General features: G+C 44.1%; 23 protein-coding genes. 21 read left to right on the forward strand and 2 right to left on the reverse strand.

What is annotated here, in order from left to right; translation table 11 throughout:
- Nucleotides 1–40: 40 nt before the first annotated feature.
- Together ACT6NU_RS03340 and ACT6NU_RS03345 are read right to left on the reverse strand one after the other, a co-directional pair.
- A complete protein-coding gene (locus ACT6NU_RS03340) occupies nucleotides 41–292 on the reverse strand; it encodes a hypothetical protein (protein WP_445383045.1) in 252 nt (83 codons plus the stop codon).
- A 96-nt stretch (nucleotides 293–388) separates the two neighbouring features.
- Nucleotides 389–928, reverse strand: a complete 540-nt coding sequence (locus ACT6NU_RS03345) for a helix-turn-helix domain-containing protein (RefSeq protein ID WP_445383046.1) — start codon at nucleotides 926–928, stop codon at nucleotides 389–391.
- 240 nt (nucleotides 929–1,168) lie between these two features.
- Here ACT6NU_RS03345 and ACT6NU_RS03350 point away from each other — a divergent pair, with 240 nt between their 5' ends.
- The 21 genes from ACT6NU_RS03350 (at nucleotide 1,169) to ACT6NU_RS03450 (ending at nucleotide 18,309) form a co-directional block, all read left to right on the forward strand.
- Nucleotides 1,169–1,738 carry a hypothetical protein gene (locus ACT6NU_RS03350; RefSeq protein ID WP_445383047.1) on the forward strand — a complete coding sequence of 190 codons (570 nt, stop codon included), beginning with the start codon at nucleotides 1,169–1,171 and terminating at the stop codon, nucleotides 1,736–1,738.
- Nucleotides 1,739–1,887: 149 nt separating this feature from the next.
- Entirely contained in the window at nucleotides 1,888–2,859 is a 972-nt protein-coding gene (locus ACT6NU_RS03355; RefSeq protein ID WP_445383048.1) for a peptidoglycan DD-metalloendopeptidase family protein, read from the forward strand.
- Between the two features lie 126 nt (nucleotides 2,860–2,985).
- Nucleotides 2,986–3,540: a DUF1572 family protein gene (locus ACT6NU_RS03360; RefSeq protein ID WP_445383049.1), complete on the forward strand. Its 555-nt coding sequence runs from the start codon at nucleotides 2,986–2,988 to the stop codon at nucleotides 3,538–3,540.
- Nucleotides 3,541–3,666: 126 nt separating this feature from the next.
- The gene (locus tag ACT6NU_RS03365; protein WP_445383050.1) at nucleotides 3,667–4,698 is read left to right on the forward strand and encodes a hypothetical protein; all 1,032 of its coding nucleotides are present in this window, start codon (nucleotides 3,667–3,669) and stop codon (nucleotides 4,696–4,698) included.
- Between the two features lie 3 nt (nucleotides 4,699–4,701).
- A complete protein-coding gene (locus ACT6NU_RS03370; RefSeq protein ID WP_445383051.1) occupies nucleotides 4,702–5,415 on the forward strand; it encodes a DUF6090 family protein in 714 nt (237 codons plus the stop codon).
- A gap of 49 nt (nucleotides 5,416–5,464) precedes the next feature.
- Nucleotides 5,465–5,791 carry a gamma-glutamyltransferase gene (locus ACT6NU_RS03375; RefSeq protein WP_445383052.1) on the forward strand — a complete coding sequence of 109 codons (327 nt, stop codon included), beginning with the start codon at nucleotides 5,465–5,467 and terminating at the stop codon, nucleotides 5,789–5,791.
- 66 nt (nucleotides 5,792–5,857) lie between these two features.
- Complete coding sequence (locus ACT6NU_RS03380; RefSeq protein WP_445383053.1) at nucleotides 5,858–6,415, forward strand: dihydrofolate reductase family protein; 558 nt, start codon at nucleotides 5,858–5,860, stop codon at nucleotides 6,413–6,415.
- Nucleotides 6,416–6,482: 67 nt separating this feature from the next.
- On the forward strand, nucleotides 6,483–6,665 hold the full coding sequence (locus ACT6NU_RS03385) for a hypothetical protein (RefSeq protein ID WP_445383054.1): 183 nt from the start codon (nucleotides 6,483–6,485) through the stop codon (nucleotides 6,663–6,665).
- A gap of 150 nt (nucleotides 6,666–6,815) precedes the next feature.
- The gene (locus ACT6NU_RS03390; protein ID WP_445383055.1) at nucleotides 6,816–7,367 is read left to right on the forward strand and encodes a hypothetical protein; all 552 of its coding nucleotides are present in this window, start codon (nucleotides 6,816–6,818) and stop codon (nucleotides 7,365–7,367) included.
- A gap of 217 nt (nucleotides 7,368–7,584) precedes the next feature.
- Nucleotides 7,585–9,873, forward strand: a complete 2,289-nt coding sequence (locus tag ACT6NU_RS03395) for a glycoside hydrolase family 3 N-terminal domain-containing protein (protein ID WP_445383056.1) — start codon at nucleotides 7,585–7,587, stop codon at nucleotides 9,871–9,873.
- Nucleotides 9,874–9,925: 52 nt separating this feature from the next.
- Complete coding sequence (locus tag ACT6NU_RS03400; protein ID WP_445383057.1) at nucleotides 9,926–10,858, forward strand: hypothetical protein; 933 nt, start codon at nucleotides 9,926–9,928, stop codon at nucleotides 10,856–10,858.
- Nucleotides 10,859–10,885: 27 nt separating this feature from the next.
- Nucleotides 10,886–11,188 (forward strand): EthD family reductase, encoded by a 303-nt coding sequence (locus ACT6NU_RS03405; RefSeq protein WP_445383058.1) that lies wholly within the window; start codon nucleotides 10,886–10,888, stop codon nucleotides 11,186–11,188.
- Nucleotides 11,189–11,236: 48 nt separating this feature from the next.
- Nucleotides 11,237–12,232, forward strand: coding sequence for a zinc-binding alcohol dehydrogenase family protein (locus tag ACT6NU_RS03410; RefSeq protein WP_445383059.1), 996 nt, complete (start codon nucleotides 11,237–11,239; stop codon nucleotides 12,230–12,232).
- Between the two features lie 24 nt (nucleotides 12,233–12,256).
- Entirely contained in the window at nucleotides 12,257–12,862 is a 606-nt protein-coding gene (locus ACT6NU_RS03415) for a short chain dehydrogenase (RefSeq protein ID WP_445383060.1), read from the forward strand.
- A complete protein-coding gene (locus ACT6NU_RS03420) occupies nucleotides 12,852–13,457 on the forward strand; it encodes a hypothetical protein (protein WP_445383061.1) in 606 nt (201 codons plus the stop codon). Before ACT6NU_RS03415 ends, ACT6NU_RS03420 begins: the two co-directional genes overlap by 11 nt.
- A gap of 19 nt (nucleotides 13,458–13,476) precedes the next feature.
- A complete protein-coding gene (locus tag ACT6NU_RS03425; RefSeq protein ID WP_445383062.1) occupies nucleotides 13,477–14,196 on the forward strand; it encodes a DUF6090 family protein in 720 nt (239 codons plus the stop codon).
- An 85-nt stretch (nucleotides 14,197–14,281) separates the two neighbouring features.
- Nucleotides 14,282–15,025 (forward strand): DUF6090 family protein, encoded by a 744-nt coding sequence (locus tag ACT6NU_RS03430; RefSeq protein ID WP_445383063.1) that lies wholly within the window; start codon nucleotides 14,282–14,284, stop codon nucleotides 15,023–15,025.
- Nucleotides 15,026–15,079: 54 nt separating this feature from the next.
- A complete protein-coding gene (locus ACT6NU_RS03435; RefSeq protein ID WP_445383064.1) occupies nucleotides 15,080–15,565 on the forward strand; it encodes a DUF6265 family protein in 486 nt (161 codons plus the stop codon).
- A 270-nt stretch (nucleotides 15,566–15,835) separates the two neighbouring features.
- Complete coding sequence (locus ACT6NU_RS03440; RefSeq protein ID WP_445383065.1) at nucleotides 15,836–16,735, forward strand: GNAT family N-acetyltransferase; 900 nt, start codon at nucleotides 15,836–15,838, stop codon at nucleotides 16,733–16,735.
- A 40-nt stretch (nucleotides 16,736–16,775) separates the two neighbouring features.
- Complete coding sequence (locus tag ACT6NU_RS03445) at nucleotides 16,776–17,651, forward strand: glycoside hydrolase family 16 protein (protein ID WP_445383066.1); 876 nt, start codon at nucleotides 16,776–16,778, stop codon at nucleotides 17,649–17,651.
- 211 nt (nucleotides 17,652–17,862) lie between these two features.
- The gene (locus ACT6NU_RS03450; protein ID WP_445383067.1) at nucleotides 17,863–18,309 is read left to right on the forward strand and encodes a hypothetical protein; all 447 of its coding nucleotides are present in this window, start codon (nucleotides 17,863–17,865) and stop codon (nucleotides 18,307–18,309) included.
- The last annotated feature ends 1 nt before the right edge of the window (nucleotide 18,310 follow it).

Raw genomic sequence — 18,310 nt, forward strand, 5'->3', positions numbered from 1 at the left:
GACTGTAAATAGCCTGCCCTGTGATTTAACAAATGGTGTTCTATGAATGAGCCGCCTGAGCTACTTTGGCCTGGTTGGATTTTAAAATCCCCACCACTTCATGGCGGTCTTTGGCTAATTTATTTTCCAATCGCTTAATCAGCTCCAATTCCTTTCCACTCTCAAATTTTACATCTTCTGAGGTTAGTTTTGGGTATTTGACTTTCAGGGCCTGAGACTGTTTCTCCCAATCTCCAGTAAACTTAAAGAGTTCATTCGACTTTCTTTCACCTTCTTTACTCTTGGCTTCCATTATTGTATTGTTTAACGGTACTTAATTGTACCATTACAAAGATGCCGAATAACTCATCCAATAGCCTTACACATGGGGAACGCATGTTTATACATCTTACAGGTTTTCAAGATTGCGCTTCCTTTTTTCTCCTATTTTTTTATAATAGGTTGGGGTATGGCCCGTTACTTTCTTAAATTGGTTGGACAGGTGCGCCACACTGCTGTAATTTAATTTATAAGCGATCTCAGTGAGATTGAGCTCGTTGTAGAGGATCAATTCTTTGGCTTTTTCTATTTTGTGCTTAATGATAAAATGCTGTATGGTGATCCCTTTTACTTCGGAAAACAGATTGGATAGGTAGGTGTAATCATAGTCTAATTTCTCGGCTAAATAATCTGAAAAATTTATCTCTGGAATTTCATCGGAATAATGGATCATTTTGATAATGATGTTTTTGATCTTATCGACCAGGATACTCTTTTTATCATCCAGTAATTCCAGGCCGGATTTTGCCAGGTTTGTTTTTAGTTCCTGCAGGATTTTATCGGGAATAGCTTCTTTTAATTCTACCATCCCCAATTCAATACTTATATAATGGATGTCCAGTTTTTCCAACTCATGCTTTACCATCAGCTTACATCTTAGACTTACCATATATTTGATGTAGATTTTCATATCGGGAGCAGGAAAAGGAACCTTTTGTATTAAAAGTAAGCCTTATTTGGAGAATGAATTTGAAATTGAAAGTAATTTAAAAGTAAAGCGTAAAATAAGATCGTATTGCCAAAAAAAGAATATCCCCTCAGGCCTTAAAATGGAGTGGATTACTGTTAGAGGCAGGACTACATCTGTCTGCAGGCCCAGTTCTATCAGCACGTTTTATATTGAAGACCTATGAAATTAAAAGTATTCGCCATAACAGGCCTTGTCTTTTTAATACTGAATCAGGTAATGCTTTTGGGTGGGAACGAGTTCATCCAAAACCAACAGCCCATAGATTATGCGCATTGGCTACTGTTTATTGGGGTTCTGTTCTGTTTGTCTCTGAATTACATTTTTTCAGATTCTCTTTTTAGTAATACCGCCACTGTTTTAACATCCCTGGGGGTAGTAGCCCTTATCGGACAGGCAACCATTGATTTTTTATGGTGGAGTTATGGAACCGATTATGGCGGAATGGATCAATTAATAAATCAGGTTATGGAAAGGCCGTCTATCCGCATCCCTTTTATAACTATAGGCCCTGCATTGTTTTACCTGGGGTTGGCAACCCATGCAGGTAAATTAATACGGAGAGCTGCAATATGGGCCCTATTAGCCATCGCCGGAGTTATCATAATCGGTACAGGTTCTTTTATTTACAACAGCAGGTTAACAATTATCATAGGGCATATTATCCTTAGTTGGGGTATCCTTATGTTGGCCTTTAAAAAGGACATTGCAATTCAAAATCCAAATAATTAATTTATGTGCATATTCAGTCAAAATCTATTTGCCTGACATTTCAGGAATGGACAGCCGGTTTCAGAATTTTAACCTAATTCCATTGAGTGTAGCCTTGGTCTTAAATAACAAAGTGTTTGGGAATTTTTGAGGAACATTTAAATTATAAAATGAGATATTTACTACTAACCCTATTTCTGGCTTCCTCCTTTTTCAGTTATTCACAATACGAGCCTGAAAATATCAGGGCCGTAGCCACAGAATTTCAAAACTGTTATAATAATACAGATGACAGGGGAATTTATAACATGTTTGACAAGGTTATGAAAACCTTCCTGTCACCCGAAAATACATCTGAATTTATGGATGAAGTGAGGTCCGGTTTTGGGTTGATTGAGAAGATGAAGTATTCTGGCACATACAATTCAGCACATGTGTACAGCACCACTTTTGAAAAAGGCAAAAGCGACATTTACTTCAACTTAAGTAGCCAGAATCAAATTGGTAGCTGGTTTATCCCCAGAAATAGGGCTGAAAATGCCCCGAGGCTGGAAAGAAACACCACCGAAATGATTTTTCCATTTAAGGAAGAAGCATTTGTCTATTGGGGCGGAGAAAAGAGGGACATTAACTATCATATGGAAGATTTAAACCAGCAATACGCCTATGACATCCTGATGGTAGCCAATGGAGCACCTTACAACGGGGATCCGGAAAAAAATGAAAGTTTTTTTGTTTTTGGCAAGGATATTATGGCTCCGTGTGATGCCCGTGTTTATAAGGTAATTGATGGGATACAGGACAACCGGCCAGGGGAAGTAAATACGGAGAATCTGACGGGAAATACCATTATCCTTCAAACGGTAAAAAACGAATACCTGCTATTTGCACATATCAAACACAACTCCATTCAGGTAAAAGAAGGAGAGCTTGTTAAGCAGGGCCAGGTCATAGCCCAGTGCGGCAACTCCGGGAATACAACCCAGGCACATTTGCATTTACAATTGCAGAATACCCCAGATTTATATAATACCATAGGTGCAAAACTGTATTTTAAAGAAATACAGGTCAATGGCGAAATTAGAAAGGACTATATGCCGGTTAAAGAAGATTTCGTAAAAAACACGGGGAGCTTTAAATAGCCCGGGTTAAGGATCAAAATAACGGGGCTGCTTTTAGCGGGAAATTTTTCGCGATGCCAGAAAAAGAACCCCGCTATTTCCCAGGAAAAGAAAGAAGACGGGCTCCACTCAAAAAACTTTATTGCAATGAAAAAAGCATATTTGGAAAGCGCCAAAAAACAATTTGAATATTACAAATCAGTGGGTGATAAGACTTTTGACCAACTGAGCGAAGCGGATCTCTTCTGGCAGTATAACCCGGAGTCTAATTCCATTGCAATTATTGTAAACCATCTATGGGGAAACATGAAATCCCGATGGACTGATTTTTTGAGTTCGGATGGCGAAAAAAAGTGGCGCAACAGGGATATGGAATTTGAGCCGGTAATACAATCCAAAGCGGAACTGCTTCAAAAATGGAATGAGGGATGGGCCTGTTTATTTGATGCCCTAAGCACGATTAATGAGGGTAATTTCGATACCAAAGTTTATATCCGGAATCAGGAACACTCTATTGTTGAAGCCATAAACCGGCAACTCGCGCATTACGCCTACCACACAGGGCAAATTGCCTATATCGGCAGGATGGTTTTGGGACCTAATTGGAAGAGCTTAACCATCCCCAAAGGAAAATCTGATGAATTCAACAAAGTGAAATTTGCCAAAGGAAAACACAAAGGGCATTTCTCTGATGAGATATAGATAGTCCATAAATATCTACAGTGGGTTACTCACCTGACATTCAAACTTTAAAAATGTAACGAAAATCCGATCAAAAGGACTAATTTCATAGGGAGTCATCAGTCCCTTAGCCTTAAAATAAAGATTTTGGACAAAGCCCTTGGATTTAAACAGTACTCCCTCTATTTCGGAATCCCTCTCGGGCTCCTGGGAATACTGATATTGCTGATGAGATCCCCCGCCCTCCTTACGAGCAATAGCATGGCCCTGGCAATAACCGCAGATCTGCTGCTCACCGTCCCAATGGTCTACTTCCTGCTTATCCGCAAATCCAAAATTCCTAAAACAACCGTGGTCCCAATAATGCTGTTGGGCCTGTTGGTTGGTTACAGCTTCCTGCCGGCAGAACATCAGGACTATCTGGACCTGTTTAAAACCTGGGGCTTACCGCTAATAGAACTAGCGGTTGTGACCTATGTTGTGATCCACGTCAGGAAGGCTGTTCAAACCTATAAAAAACTAAAAAATACCACCCCCGATTTCTACGACACACTCAAAGACGTCTGTGGCAAAATGCTTCCTTCAAAACTGGCTGCAGCGGTGGCAACGGAAATAGCCGTTTTTTACTACGGTTTTGTAGCCTGGAAAAAAAGGGAGGTCAGGAAAAATGAATTTACCTACCATAAAAAAAGCGGATCCCTGTCCATATTGGGTGGAATCCTGCTGATTATCGTGGTAGAAACCATTGCCGTCCATTTTTTACTCGCAAAGTGGAGCGTAGTAGCAGCCTGGATTTTCACGGGCCTGAGCCTGTATACTGCCCTTCAACTCTTTGGGTTTGCCAGGGCCCTTGGTAAAAGACCGATCATACTTGGGCCCGAAACACTGCAGCTGCGATATGGTATCCTGAATGAAACCACACTGGCCCTGAACAATATTGAAAGCATAGAAGTTTCCTCAAGGGAACTTGACTTCGGTAAGGAAGTTCGGAAACTCTCCTTTCTGGGGGACCTGGAAGGTCACAATATTATAATCCACCTTAAAAATGAAAACACCATTACCGGGCTCTACGGGATCTCCAGGAAATACAAAGTACTCGGGCTGCATCTGGATGCGCCGGCTGAATTCAAAGAAAAGGTTGACCGTGCCCTGTGCTCCAACAAATCAAATAAACTGTAAGCCGTGATCCAATTCTTCCGCAAAATCCGAAAAACCCTTTTGGCAGAGAATCGTTTTTCCAGGTACTTTCTATATGCTGTTGGTGAGATCATCCTTGTGGTAATCGGGATTTTGGTTGCCTTGCAGGTAAATACCTGGAATGAAGGAAGGAAGGACCGGCAGGAAGAACAACAGATTCTTGCTGCTCTCCATAAGGACTTCACAAAGAACCTGGAACTGTTTGAAACAGCAAAGGAAATCCATTATACCGCCAGGGAGAATGCAGAAAAGTTGCTGGACCTTCTCAACAGCCCGGAGGAAGAAAACTTTTTTACGGAAGAAAACATTGCAATGATAAAAGAGGCGTTGCAGGGTCATACCTATAACCCTTCCAATGGGGTAGTACATTCCCTGATCAGTTCCGGAAATTACCAGCTTTTGCAAAATGATACCTTACAAAGTCTGATTATCTCCTGGAACGATGTGCTTCAGGATTACACGGAAGAAGAAGTGTCTGCATCTGATTTCTGGAATACCCGATATGAACCATTTTTAATAGCGCAGGCCGTTTTCTCTATTGAGGATATGGACAAAGCCCTGGGCATACTTAAGTCTCCAGTTCACAAATCTTTAATTGCACGGAGGATACATTATGTAAGCAATATCACCAGCGCAATTGAGGAAGAGCCTATTGAATACTATTTAAGGGAGATTGTAAGGCTTACCTCGAGCCCTTAACCGCATGAGTAAAGAACACGGGCGTACTGTTCGTTAAAACTATAAAAAAATGAAACGAATTTTAGTTTCGTCTTTATTGGTTTTATTAATAAGCACTATTGCAGCGATTGTTGCCGGGCTCAGTTTTCGGGTCGCCCTGGGCGCAGCTGCTGAGCAGTATCCTGCCCGTGCAGCTTATGCCCCAAATGGGGCTGTAGTAAGCAGCAATGACCTGGACAGTCAGGCCGGTTTGGCGGTTCTGCAGAGAGGTGGTAATGCCGTAGATGCAGCGGTAACTGCAGCAGCCGTCCTTGGGGTCGTGGAACCTTTTATGTCAGGCTTAGGCGGGGACATGTTTGCCATTTTCTGGTCTGCCGATGAAGAAAGACTGGTTTAATTTCCTAAATTGAAGAAAATATAATCCTATATAAGCTGCGATGCGGGCCATTGCACAAATATTACAATGAACACGGGTTCCTCAACGGTGACCATCCACATGGTTTCCAGTCTTGACGGCTTTGTTGCCAAAAAGGACGGTGATCTTTCGTGGATGCGCTCTGAAGATACATACGAAGACGGGGTGGAGCTTAGTAAAACCTATGTCTTAGATTTTCTCCAGTCGATAGACTGTTACCTTTTGGGTTCGCATACCTACGCGCAGGCGGTGGAGCTCGGCTGGCCCTACGGAGAAAAACCAGTTTTTGTACTCACCAGCAGGAAACTAAAGCCATTCAACAAATCTGTGCATTTCGTATCCGGAGATCTCGCAAAGATCATTTCTGATCAGCTCAGGCCTAAATTCAATTCTATCTGGATGGGTGGAGGCCCCAGTTTAGCAAAGGAACTCTTACGTCTAGGATTGGCCGATGAAATAAACATCTCAATCATGCCCATCCTTTTGGGAAACGGTACACTTTTCTTTGACTATATAGGAAAAGAACAAAGATTACAATTAAAAAACGTAACCGCCTTTAAAGATGGAATGGTTGAGCTGTTATACCAGATCAGGAATGAGCTCTGATTATAAAACACATGCTAAGTTAGCTACAATAATGCTTAAAAGCGACAATTTAAAAACCCTCCAAACCATGAACCGACTCATCACAATAGTACTCTGGGTAATACTGATCCCTGTTTCTTTGGCCCTACTTATCGCACTGCTAGACCTATGGCCAGAGGGCCCATTGGGGGAGTACCGAATACATTTAGTAGTTGTATTTATTGCACTGGGTGTATTTATGCGCAAAAGGCTAAAGAAGCAATCCAGGTAAGAGAGATTATTATCAACTCTTTTTTCTGAAGAAAGCTACCATTACCAGTGTGAAATAGAATCCCTGGATTACGAGGACCCTTGTTAATCCTTATAAGAATAAAATCCCTACTTTTAAAAGAACCGCTGTGTACTACTAAGATTCCCGTAAATGAAAATCAAACTCAAAAAAGTAGCCCTCCTGGTGGAAGTACTGGGGGGCGTTGCCATCCTGATTTCCCTGGTATTTGTTAGTATCCAGTTAAGGGAAAATACCAAAGCTACCCGATCGGCCACGGCAACGGCCACCATAGATACCATGACCAACTGGTATGCTGCCATGGGTACCAACAAGGAGGCCAGCGCCTCTTTTTTCAGGTTCCTTGCCGACCCGGAATCCATGACCAAAGAGGAACGCCTGCAACACATCTTTAACTTTCATGGCCTTTTCCTGGCCTTTCAGAATAGCTATTACCTTTCTCTGGAAGGCACCCTGGATAAGCGGATCCCGAAATCCCTAATGCAGGTTATTTACGGGGTAAAAGACCAACCGGGATTTAAGTTGTACTGGAAGTCGCGAAAATCTATTTTCTTTGAGGAATACCGGGATTATGTAGATGCGCTGCTGATGTCCACAGACATTAAATCTGATGGTATTTACGGATATGAGGGAACAGAAATAACGCCCGGAAATCCTGTAAACGACACATCCCGCTCAAATTAAAACCGTTCTATGATACTTAAAATACTTAAGGGTAACCTTTTAACTGACATCATTTGGCTGGGATTTGGCATGGCCGGGGGGATCTATTTTTATCTGGAAGGAAAATTTTGGGAAAGTGGGTTGTTTTTTTTCGTGGCCTTGCTTTATCTGATCAAAATAATAAACAATAGAATGGGCAATCGATCTGGTTACAAATTACCCGACTAAACAAATAATAATGAAAACAACTAAAACAATGCAAACCGTTGGTGCTATTGCACTTTCCTTTTTGTTTTTGAATTGTGGTGATAAATTCACCACCGAATCTAAAGACGGCTTTATTGTCGTTTCAAACGAAAACGGCAGTACCCTGGGGTATAATGCCAATTCCGGAGTAAGCCTGCTGACCGTTGACAGATATGCCTTTAAAGACCTCAACAAAAACGGTACCCTGGATGATTACGAAGACTGGCGTTTGCCGGTTGAGCAAAGGGCTTCAGATCTGGCTTCCAAAATGTCTGTGGAACAAATTGCGGGGCTCATGCTCTATAGCGGGCATCAGGCTATTCCTGCTACAGGCCGGAGAGGGTCTGCCTACGGAGGGAAACCCTTTAGGGAAAGCGGGGCCCAGGCAAGCGACCTTTCAGATGACCAAAAGAAGTTCCTTACCGAGGATAACCTCAGGCACGTTTTGATTACCAGTGTTGAAAGCGCGGCCATATCAGCCCAATGGAATAACAATGCACAGGCCCATGTGGAAGGCATTGGCCTGGGAATACCTGTTAACACCAGTTCGGATCCGAGACACGGAAGCGACACCTATGCCGAATTCAATGAAGGGGCCGGGGGTGACATTTCCTTGTGGCCGGGAACCCTGGGTATTGCCGCCTCCTTTGACCCGGAACTGATGAAACAATTCGGGGAGATCGCTTCCAAAGAGTACCGTGCGCTCGGAATTGCCACTGCCCTGTCACCGCAAATTGATCTGGCCACGGAGCCCAGATGGAGCCGTTTTGACGGTACCATGGGGGAAGACCCCGACCTGGCAACGGATTTAGCCAGGGCCTATGTAGATGGGTTCCAATCCTCCGAAGGCGGGGGCTGGGGTTTTGAAAGCGTCAACACCATGGTAAAACACTGGCCGGGAGGTGGCCCTGAGGAAGGTGGCCGGGACGGGCACTTTGGCTACGGGGCCTATGCCGTCTATCCCGGTAAGAATATTAAAGACCATTTACAGCCTTTCACCGAAGGGGCTTTTAAACTGGATGGGGTCACCGAAAAAGCAGCTGCCGTGATGCCGTATTACACCATTTCCGACGGGCAGGGGGAGGCTGTGGCCAATGGGTTTAACAAATACCTGATTACCGACCTGCTCCGTGGCAAATACGGCTACGACGGCGTACTATGCACGGATTGGGGCATAACGCGGGATGTTTCTTCCATCAGTACCTTCCAGGGCAAGCCCTGGGGGGTAGAGAACCTCACGGAAGCCGAACGGCATTATAAGGCAATAGCAGCAGGCATGGACCAGTTTGGCGGCAACAACGATATGAAACCGGTGATAGCGGCCTACGAATTAGGGGTGGAGGAGCACGGCGAGGAGTATATGCGCCAGCGCTTTGAAATCTCAGCCGTCCGCCTGTTAAAGAACATTTTCCGGGTTGGCCTTTTCGAAAACCCCTATCTGGATATTGAAGAGACCACAACCCTTGTAGGGAATCCCGATTATATGAAGGCCGGGTTTGAGGCTCAATTGCGCTCGGTGGTGCTGCTAAAAAATCAGAACAGTACGCTTCCATTGGAAGAGAAGCAAAAAGTCTTTGTACCCCAGCGCTACATAGCTCCAACTACCAATTGGTTTGGCAATGTGACTCCCGAGAAAACCGAATCTCCATTTAATATGGAGGTTATAGCCAGGTATTATGAAGTAGTTGGAGATCCCAGAGATGCAGACTTTGCCCTGGTGGGGATTCAAAGCCCGAACGGAGGGGTTGGTTATGATGATTCTGACCTGGAGAATGGCGGCAATGGTTACGTGCCTATAAATTTACAGTATGGCCCTTATATCGCTATAACGGCCCGTGAGGTGAGTCTGGCTGGCGGAAGTCCGTTGGAAGGCTTTACAAACAGATCTTATAAAGGTAAAAACGTGCAGACGGTAAACAATTCGGATATGGATCTGGTCATTGATACCAAAACAGAAATGGGCGATAAACCCGTCATTGTAGTTGTGAAAGCATCCAAGCCCATGGTTTTTTCTGAAATTGAAAAAAGTGCCTCAGCTATTTTGATTCATATGGGTGTTCAGGACCAGGCTCTGATGGAACTGATATCCGGCAGGGCTGAACCATCGGGGCTATTGCCCTTTCAGATGCCAGCCGATATGCTGACAGTAGAGGCCCAGCTTGAGGATGTCCCCCGGGATATGACCCCATATACCGATGCAGAAGGCAATTCCTATGATTTTGCCTATGGCCTGAATTGGAAGGGGGTCATCAATGATGAACGGGTAAAAAAGTATAGATAAAATAATCTAATTTGTATGGAATAAATGCCCACTGCAGGTTAATCAAACTAAAATGAATAAAATATACTTCCCGCTACTTGGCCTCTTTTTTATCATTCTTGGAATTTCCTGTGCCTCGGATGACAAAAACACAGGGGAGAATTTCAACTTCCCCTCATTTGGAGCGGAAAGAGTTGTAAGCATTAACGGCCTCACATTTGATGCGATGGAACCTTTTATTTCACCTGACGGTACCTACCTCCTATTCAATAATTTAAACGATGGTACCAACACCCGGCTGTATTATGCAGTACGGGTCAATGATTCGGTATTCGATTTTGCAGGGGAACTCAATGGGCCGAATCAGACCAATCCGCCCCACCTGGATGCTGTGCCGGATCTGGATGCCGACGGAAATTTTTACTGGACCTCAACCCGCAATTATCCGGCTGAATTGAACAACCTATTCCGCGGCTCATTCACCAATGGGGTGGTAAATAACATCGGCCGGGTTCAGGGAGATTTTTACAAAAATACTTCCGGTTGGCTGGTTATGGATCATGGTATCAGCACGGATGGGCAATTCCTGTATTACAACAATGCCCGCTTTGACAGCTCTGCCTGCCAGGGACCCTGTGAAACGGAACTGGGGATTGCCGAAAGGGTAAATGATTTTGAATTCCGGGTCCTCTCCAATGAGGCTTCTATCCTCCAAAACATCAATGATTCCAACTATATCTATTATGCACCCTGTATTAGCAGTGACGGACTGGAGTTGTATTTTACACGATACCGGAAAGGACAAATTACCCCTGAAACACAGATCGAAATTTGCGTGGCAGTCCGTACCGACCTGGCTGATGTCTTTTCTGAACCCCGGGTGTTGTTCTCCGATGTGGTAGCAGACATCATTGAGGCCCCAACCCTCACAGTGGATAAACAAATCATGTATTACCATAGAAAGATTGCCGGAACCCACATGATTGTGATGAGAAACAGAAATTAAAGTATAAACAATCAAACGCCATCAATTATGAAACTAATTGTCCTCTACCCACAACCCACAGACGTGGAAGCCTTCAAAAAAGCTTATGATGCACATATTGCACTGCTGCATGATAAAACCGGGATTCCGCCGGATCAGAAACCCTATACGTTAACCCGTTTTGTACCGGGCCCGGCCGGGGATCCACCCTATTTTCAAATGTTTACCATGCCTTTTGAATCGGCCGAAGCCTTAAATGAGACCATGACCTCCGCCGGGATGCAGGAAGTGGCAGCAGATGCAAACAGGATATCAACGGGTGGCGCACCCCTGATTCTTATCGGAAACTAAGGTGTGCAAACAGATAAAAGTACTGTTTAAATTCAGACCAGAGGTTTCTTGAATCCAAGAACGCGAATTGAAGAAATGAAAGCAGCCGTAACCACAAAAGCCGGAAATCCAGAGGTGATCGAACTTCAGGAAGTTGAAATCCCGAAACCCAAAACGGATTGGGTGCTCATTAAGGTAAAAGCATTTGGCTTAAACCGATCGGAGCTCTTTACCCGCAGAGGGGATTCACCCGGGGTGGTATTCCCGCGTATTCAGGGAATTGAATGCGTGGGAGTAGTGGCCTCAGATCCTTCCAAGACTTATCCCCCAGGGCAGCAGGTTGCCGCACTTATGGGAGGGATGGGCCGGTTTTTTGACGGGAGCTATGCCGAGTATACCCTTGTTCCCCTTGAAATCGTATTTCCCTTTCAAAGCGACCTTCCCTGGAAAACTCTTGGGGCCATCCCGGAGATGTTCCAAACGGTCTCCGGCTCCCTGAACCAGGCCCTGGAAATACGCGAAGGGGAAACCTTGCTTATCCGTGGTGGCACTTCTTCCATCGGGATGCTAGCCTGCCAGCTCGCCAAAACAAAAGGGGTAACGGTCCTTGCAACCACCCGGAACCCGGATAAAAAACAAGCCTTGCTGGACAATGGTGCGGATCAGGTAGTTATCGATACGGGAAGTATTCAAAAGGAGGTTCGAAAATTATTTCCCGAAGGAGTTCATAAAGTGCTGGAGCTGGTGGGGACCCGGACCCTGAAGGATTCACTTCAGTGCATTGCACCCAGAGGAATCGTCTGTATGACGGGTATCCTCGGGAATGAATGGACTTTAAAAGAGTTTACCCCCATGGGAGACATCCCTTCTTTAGGCAGGCTGACCGTTTACATGGGAGAGGCCAGCAACCTTTCACAGCCATTGCTTCAGGAATTTATAGACCATGTGGAGGCGGGAAATATCCACTTGAATATAGATTCTGTCTTTTCGCTTCATGAGGTTGCCGGCGCGCATGAGTATATGGAAGCCAACAGGGCCAAAGGAAAGATTATTGTTACAACCTGAAGAATGGACCAGACCAAAAAAGATATGAGAATAGTAGTTATCGGGGGCAATGGAACCATTGGCAAAATAGTAGTTTCCCACTTTAAACGAACCTGTGAAGTTTTTACCGCTGGCAGGAATAGCGGCAATTTCAGGGTTGATATAGCCGATAGCACCTCCATAGAAAAGATGTTTAAAGAGGCGGGCAAACTGGATGCCCTTATCTGTATTGCCGGAGAAGCCAAATGGGCGCCCTTTGAGGAACTTTCTGAAACAGATTACTACATCGGTCTAAAAAGCAAGCTGATGGGGCAGGTCAACCTGGTGCGCATCGGCCAGAAATATCTGAACCCCGGTGGGTCCATTACCCTCACCACGGGCATCCTGGCAGATGACCCGGTGGTCAAGACCAGCAGTGCAGCCCTGGTTAATGGTGCCCTTCACAGTTTTGTAAAAGCCGTTGCCCTGGAAATTAAAGGAGGGATTCGGGTAAATGCAGTGTCGTCTGGGGTAGTGGCAGACGCCTATGAAAAATACAGGAGCTTTTTTCCGGGCCATAATCCTGTCCCAATGGAAAAGGTAGTAAATGCTTATGTTCGCAGTGTAAGAGGGAAAAATTCTGGTGAAATTATAAGGGTTTATGAAAAATAAAATAGGTGCATTAGTTATTGAAGTTTTTTCTGTTATGCTGGGTGTATTCCTTGGCTTTGCGATTTCGGATTGGTCTGAAAGCCAAAAAGAGAAGGCAAAGTTTGATGCCCTTATGACCAATATGACCTCAGAAATACAGGCAAACCAACAGAAAACAGAACAAATTATCGATTACCACAGGATGCTGCGCGACAGCACCCGCTACCTGCTCATCCAGAAGGAAAAGAAAAATATTAAACCCACTTTTTTCAGGGGGGTCAACACCCTTTCCTTTTCTAACAGCGCCTACCAAACGGGTATTCAAACCGGCCTATTCAATAAACTGGATTTGGAAAACATACAGGCCATCAATGAGGTATATACCAAACAACGCAATTATGAAGATTTTTCTACCGTCTTATTATCCGGTCTGATTTCTTTGGACTTTAAAGAAGATGCAGAATCGATTCGAAAAATTGCCCGTTTTTTATCTATTTCCATGACAGATATCGTGATAAAGGAGGAACAGCTCCTCAGGAGTATGGAAACGGCATTGGAAGGCCTGAAGCAGAGCAACCCGACTGAATATTCGAAGCCCGGGGAACCCAACAGCTAACTAAATAAACTGCCTTTCCATGATTCAATTTTTCCGTAAACTCAGGCATAAATTCCTGACTGAAAACAAATTCAGCAAGTATCTCTTGTACGCAATAGGCGAGATTTTACTGGTGGTCATTGGGATCCTGATCGCCCTACAGGTCAACAACTGGAATAATGAAAGGGACAACAGGCAGAAAGAAATTACTATTTTAAAGGAAATACAGCGAAACCTGGAAACCAATGTGATGCAGTTTACAACAGAAGCAAAGATGCAGGGGTCTATTGTGGAGAGTATTAGCCTTATTATGGATCAGATCAAAAACGAGGTGCCCTATCACGATTCCCTGGGGGTGAAATATGCTGCCATTGCCTGGACCGAGGAGTTCAATTTTGCAAATTCTGCCTTTGAAACCCTGAAGACACAGGGTTTCGATTTAATCTCCTCAGACCCTTTGCGGGATAATATTATCCAATTGTTCAATATCAGGTATACCCGAATTTCAGACGTAATACAAAAAGTAAGTATGACGGAACACAGCCAGCTGAATACCCTGTACCTTAAGTATATTGAATTTGACGAACAGGGAAAAGCCATTGTGGTTGATTCTGAAGATCTTTTTAAGGATAAAACCTTTACCAATATGTTAAGCAGCAGGCGGATATGGAAAATCGATATTATAAGTACCTATAGGGAACTAATCGAAGAATCTTTGGCCTTGTCTGAAATGATTGACCGGGAATTAAAAAAGAGGTAGAATTAAGGGGCTGATAGGCTTATTTAGTTAGTTCCTTTGGGATTCGCTTTAACCACTATAACCTTTTGTGACCAATTAAAACCCTATGATTAAATTTTTCAGGCGTATCAGACAAAGACTTTTATCCGAAAACAAGTTCAGGAACTATTTTCTGTATGCTGTAGGCGAGATTGTTTTAGTGGTTATCGGGATTTTGATTGCCCTCAAAATCAATAACTGGAACGAAGAGCAAAAAACAGAATCAAAAGTACAGGACTATTATGCACTCTTGTTAGAAGACCTGAACAGCGACACCAGCTTTGCCAGAACCACCATAGAAGAATACAGCAAGGACATAAAAGCATACGAGGCCTACACGGATTCCTACCATAAAGAAAAGCTTTCACCTGAGCAGGTTTATCGGGAGCTTTTTAAGCTGAATATGATATCAAAACCCCTGACCTTCAACACCAGCACTATAGAATCACTGCAGAACAGCGGGGAGATCGGGCTGATCCCCTCAAATATCCGCAACCGCCTGATCGACCTGAGGCGCCTGCAAAACCTGACCATCCAACGCTTTGAAGATACCGATGACGGAAAAAGCGAAATTACTCAGAATATAAGCCTGCTGATTGGTTCTACAACCTTACCGGCCAGGCTTCAAGAGCAAAATGAATTGGCAGTATTCTTAAATATCGAGCAGAACCTGAGGCAGATGATACTGGTGTATGAAGGGATCCACAGATGGAAGAGCATTACGGAACGGGAAGCGCTTGGCCGGTTGGAGCATATGCTTGTGGAAATTGACACTATAAAAGCCTTAATTGACAAAGAATTGAAACGATAACTTAGGGCCGTACACTGCTTCTAAACTTATAATTTGATGCAACTGATGAAAAAAATGATTCTTATATCTCTCATTGGGATCCTTTGCTGTTGTAAGCAAAACCCAACGGAACCAGCATCACCGGAAGCAGACAGCCCGGCGGTCTCCCAAACCGAAGAGACATTTGACTGGCTTTTGGGAAATTGGCAGCGGACCAATGAAGAAGAAGGAAAAGCAACTTTTGAATTCTGGACGAGGACCAGTAAAAACGAATACTCCGGCTTTGGTTTTACCTTACAGGCGTCCGACACGATCTGGGAGGAACACATGCTTTTAAAAAAAGAGAACAGCGGCTGGGCGCTGGTTATCAATAGTCCGGATGATCCCGAGCCGGTAATTTTCCGCCTGACAGAGAAAAATCATCAGGAGGCTACCTTCGAAAATCCGGAATGGGATTTCCCCAAGAAAATTCGGTACTGGAAAAGCGAAGAGGGCATTCAGGCATCTGTATCCGGTGATGGGATGGAGATACCTTTTGCATTCAGGAGGCTTCAAGAATAGGGATTCCGTTTGTTATTTGATGAAAGCATCGATTAGGATCTGGAGGAGATTATGAAATATGAAAACCTGATCATTAACTTAGAGATTGTACATAATCACTCAGTGCCTTTACCCTTTCCAATAATCAAATTGCCTATTTTTATTATGTTTAAAATACGTATGACTTAAGTTGCCATTGAGCATGGAGGCCTTGGAGCATACGTAAACCCAACCCTTAGCAATGATTCAATTCTTCCTCAAACTCAGGCAAACACCGCTATCAGAAAACAGATGAAAAAAATTAAGATAGGGCAGCAAGCCTATGAATTTGTAAGTGATTACCGAAACGATCCGAAACTTTGGCAGGGCCTGGATAAACTTGGGCAGGCAATCTTCGGGTTCAGTTTGGAAAACTGGTATCAGAGTGGGTACTGGGGGGAGCAGTATATCCCCTATTCTTTATTGGATAATGGGGAATTAATCGCCAACGTATCGGCAAGCACGATGGAATTTCTCCTTGATGATCAGAAATTGTCTGCCATTCAAATCGGTACGGTAATGACGGCAGAGACGCATCGCGGAAGGGGCCTGAGCAGGTTCCTGACCGAACACCTCGTTGGGGAGTGGAAGGAAAAAACTGATTTTATATTCCTGTTTGCCAATCCGACCGTTCTGGATTTCTATCCTAAGTTCAATTTTGAAAAAATGGATGAATATCAACACTTTAAACTGTTAAATGGCAAACAGAAAACGGCGGAAGATATCCGGAAGCTGAATATGGATGACAGCAATGATGTGGAGTTATTGGTGAGGGCTATACGGACTGCTGTACCCATCGCACGGCTATCCGTGTTACAGAACGAAGCATTGATCATGTTTTATTGCCTGTCTTTTATGAAAAATGACGTTTACCATCTTCCAAATAAGCAGGCCGTGGTAATTGCCTCTTTTGATGGGGATACCTTATACCTGAATGATGTATTTTCGCCAGAGGCAGTTGCCCTGGAAGAAATTATAGACTCTATGGCACACCGGGCTATCCGCAAATTGGTGCTGGGCTTTAGCCCGAAAGATGACAGCGGTTTCGAGAAATGCCTGTTAGTGCCAGACGATACGCTTTTTGTTTTTAAGGAGCAGGCTGCTAATTTCAGGCAATGGCAATTGCGGTTTCCGGTATTATCACATGCCTGATAAAAATGGAACCTCAGTATGCACTTAATAATACTACAAAATGACTAAATTTTTTATCCGAAATAGCTGCAAATACTTTGTAATTGCATATTCCTTTGTTCTGGGAAACAGCGGGGTACTTTTCGCCCAAAGCTATTCTGCAGAGCCGAACCTGGAATCCGGGGAAACCTCTTTCACAACCCTGGTCTGGTCCGATGAATTTGACGGCTCTGGCGCTCCGGATCCTGAGAAATGGTTCCATCAAACCCAGTTACCCCCGGGGGGCAGCTGGTGGGGAGGCATCATCCAGCATTATACAGACCGGCCCGCCAATACCTATCTCAAAGATGGGAGGTTATACCTGGTAGCGAGGAAAGAACGGTTGGAAGAGCAGGGGGAGGTCAAAGACTATACCTCTGCCCGTTTGAATTCAAAATTTGCCTTCACACACGGGCGTGTGGAAGTCAGAGCTAAACTCCCGGAAGGCAAGGGTACCTGGCCGGCCATATGGATGCTCAATACCAACATTGACGAAGATGGTGCCTACTGGGACAACAACGGATATGGCACTGTAAAGTGGCCTTTCTGTGGGGAAATTGATATTCTCGAACACTGGGGTAAAAACCAGGATTATGTTTCAAGTGCCGTGCACAATGCCTCCAGTTACGGCTACAATGTCCAAAATGTAGGAGGCCAGGAAATAGATGGGGCCTCCAGCAGCTTTCACATCTACGGTCTGGAATGGACTGCAGAGAAAATGGTCTTTAGCGTGGATGGGGTTGCCCATTTTACTTATGAACCAGCGCTTAAGAATTCAGAAACCTGGCCTTATGACAATGATTATTATTTCATTTTAAACATCGCCATTGAGCCCGGCATTGATCCGGAATTCACCGAAAGTGCCATGGAGGTAGATTATATAAGGGTTTATCAGTAGCTTTCAGCAGATAATCAATTAACAACTGCCTTCAAAACGGAAGGGATTAAATGGTTGTCAGGCATAAACGCATTTAGCTTCTATGAAAAAGACATTTCTGCTAGTCCTTCTAATTTTTTGTTCAGGGAATATTTACAGTCAATTTGATAAGGATCGCTCAGCTTCCGGGCGGAATAAATAGTAGAGCTATGCAACGCGAAATTTAAAACCAATGACTATACACCATCTTGAATTTTCAATCAACATCCCGGCTGCCAGAGAAACCATCTGGAGCGTACTTTGGGACGAGGCAGCCTACCGGGATTGGGTGAGTGTTTTTCAGGAAGGATCCCATGTCATAACCGACCACTGGAAGGAAGGCAGCCGGGTTTTTTTCCTATCTCCTGACAAATCCGGAATCTACAGTACCATTGTGAAACATGTGCCAAATGAGATCATGCATTTCCGACATCTTGGACTTGTTAAAAACGGAAAAGAACAGCCCATGGATGCACCTACCAGAAAGTGGTCTGGGACCAATGAGATTTACCGATTATCCGAAAGCGAGGGGGGCCTTAAACTAACTGTTGAAATTGATGTGCTTGAGGAACACCGCGCGTTTATGGAGGAAACCTTCCCCAAAGCGTTAAAACGAATCAGGAAAAATAGCTGTTTATAAA

This window comes from Robiginitalea rubriflava, assembly GCF_052540725.1.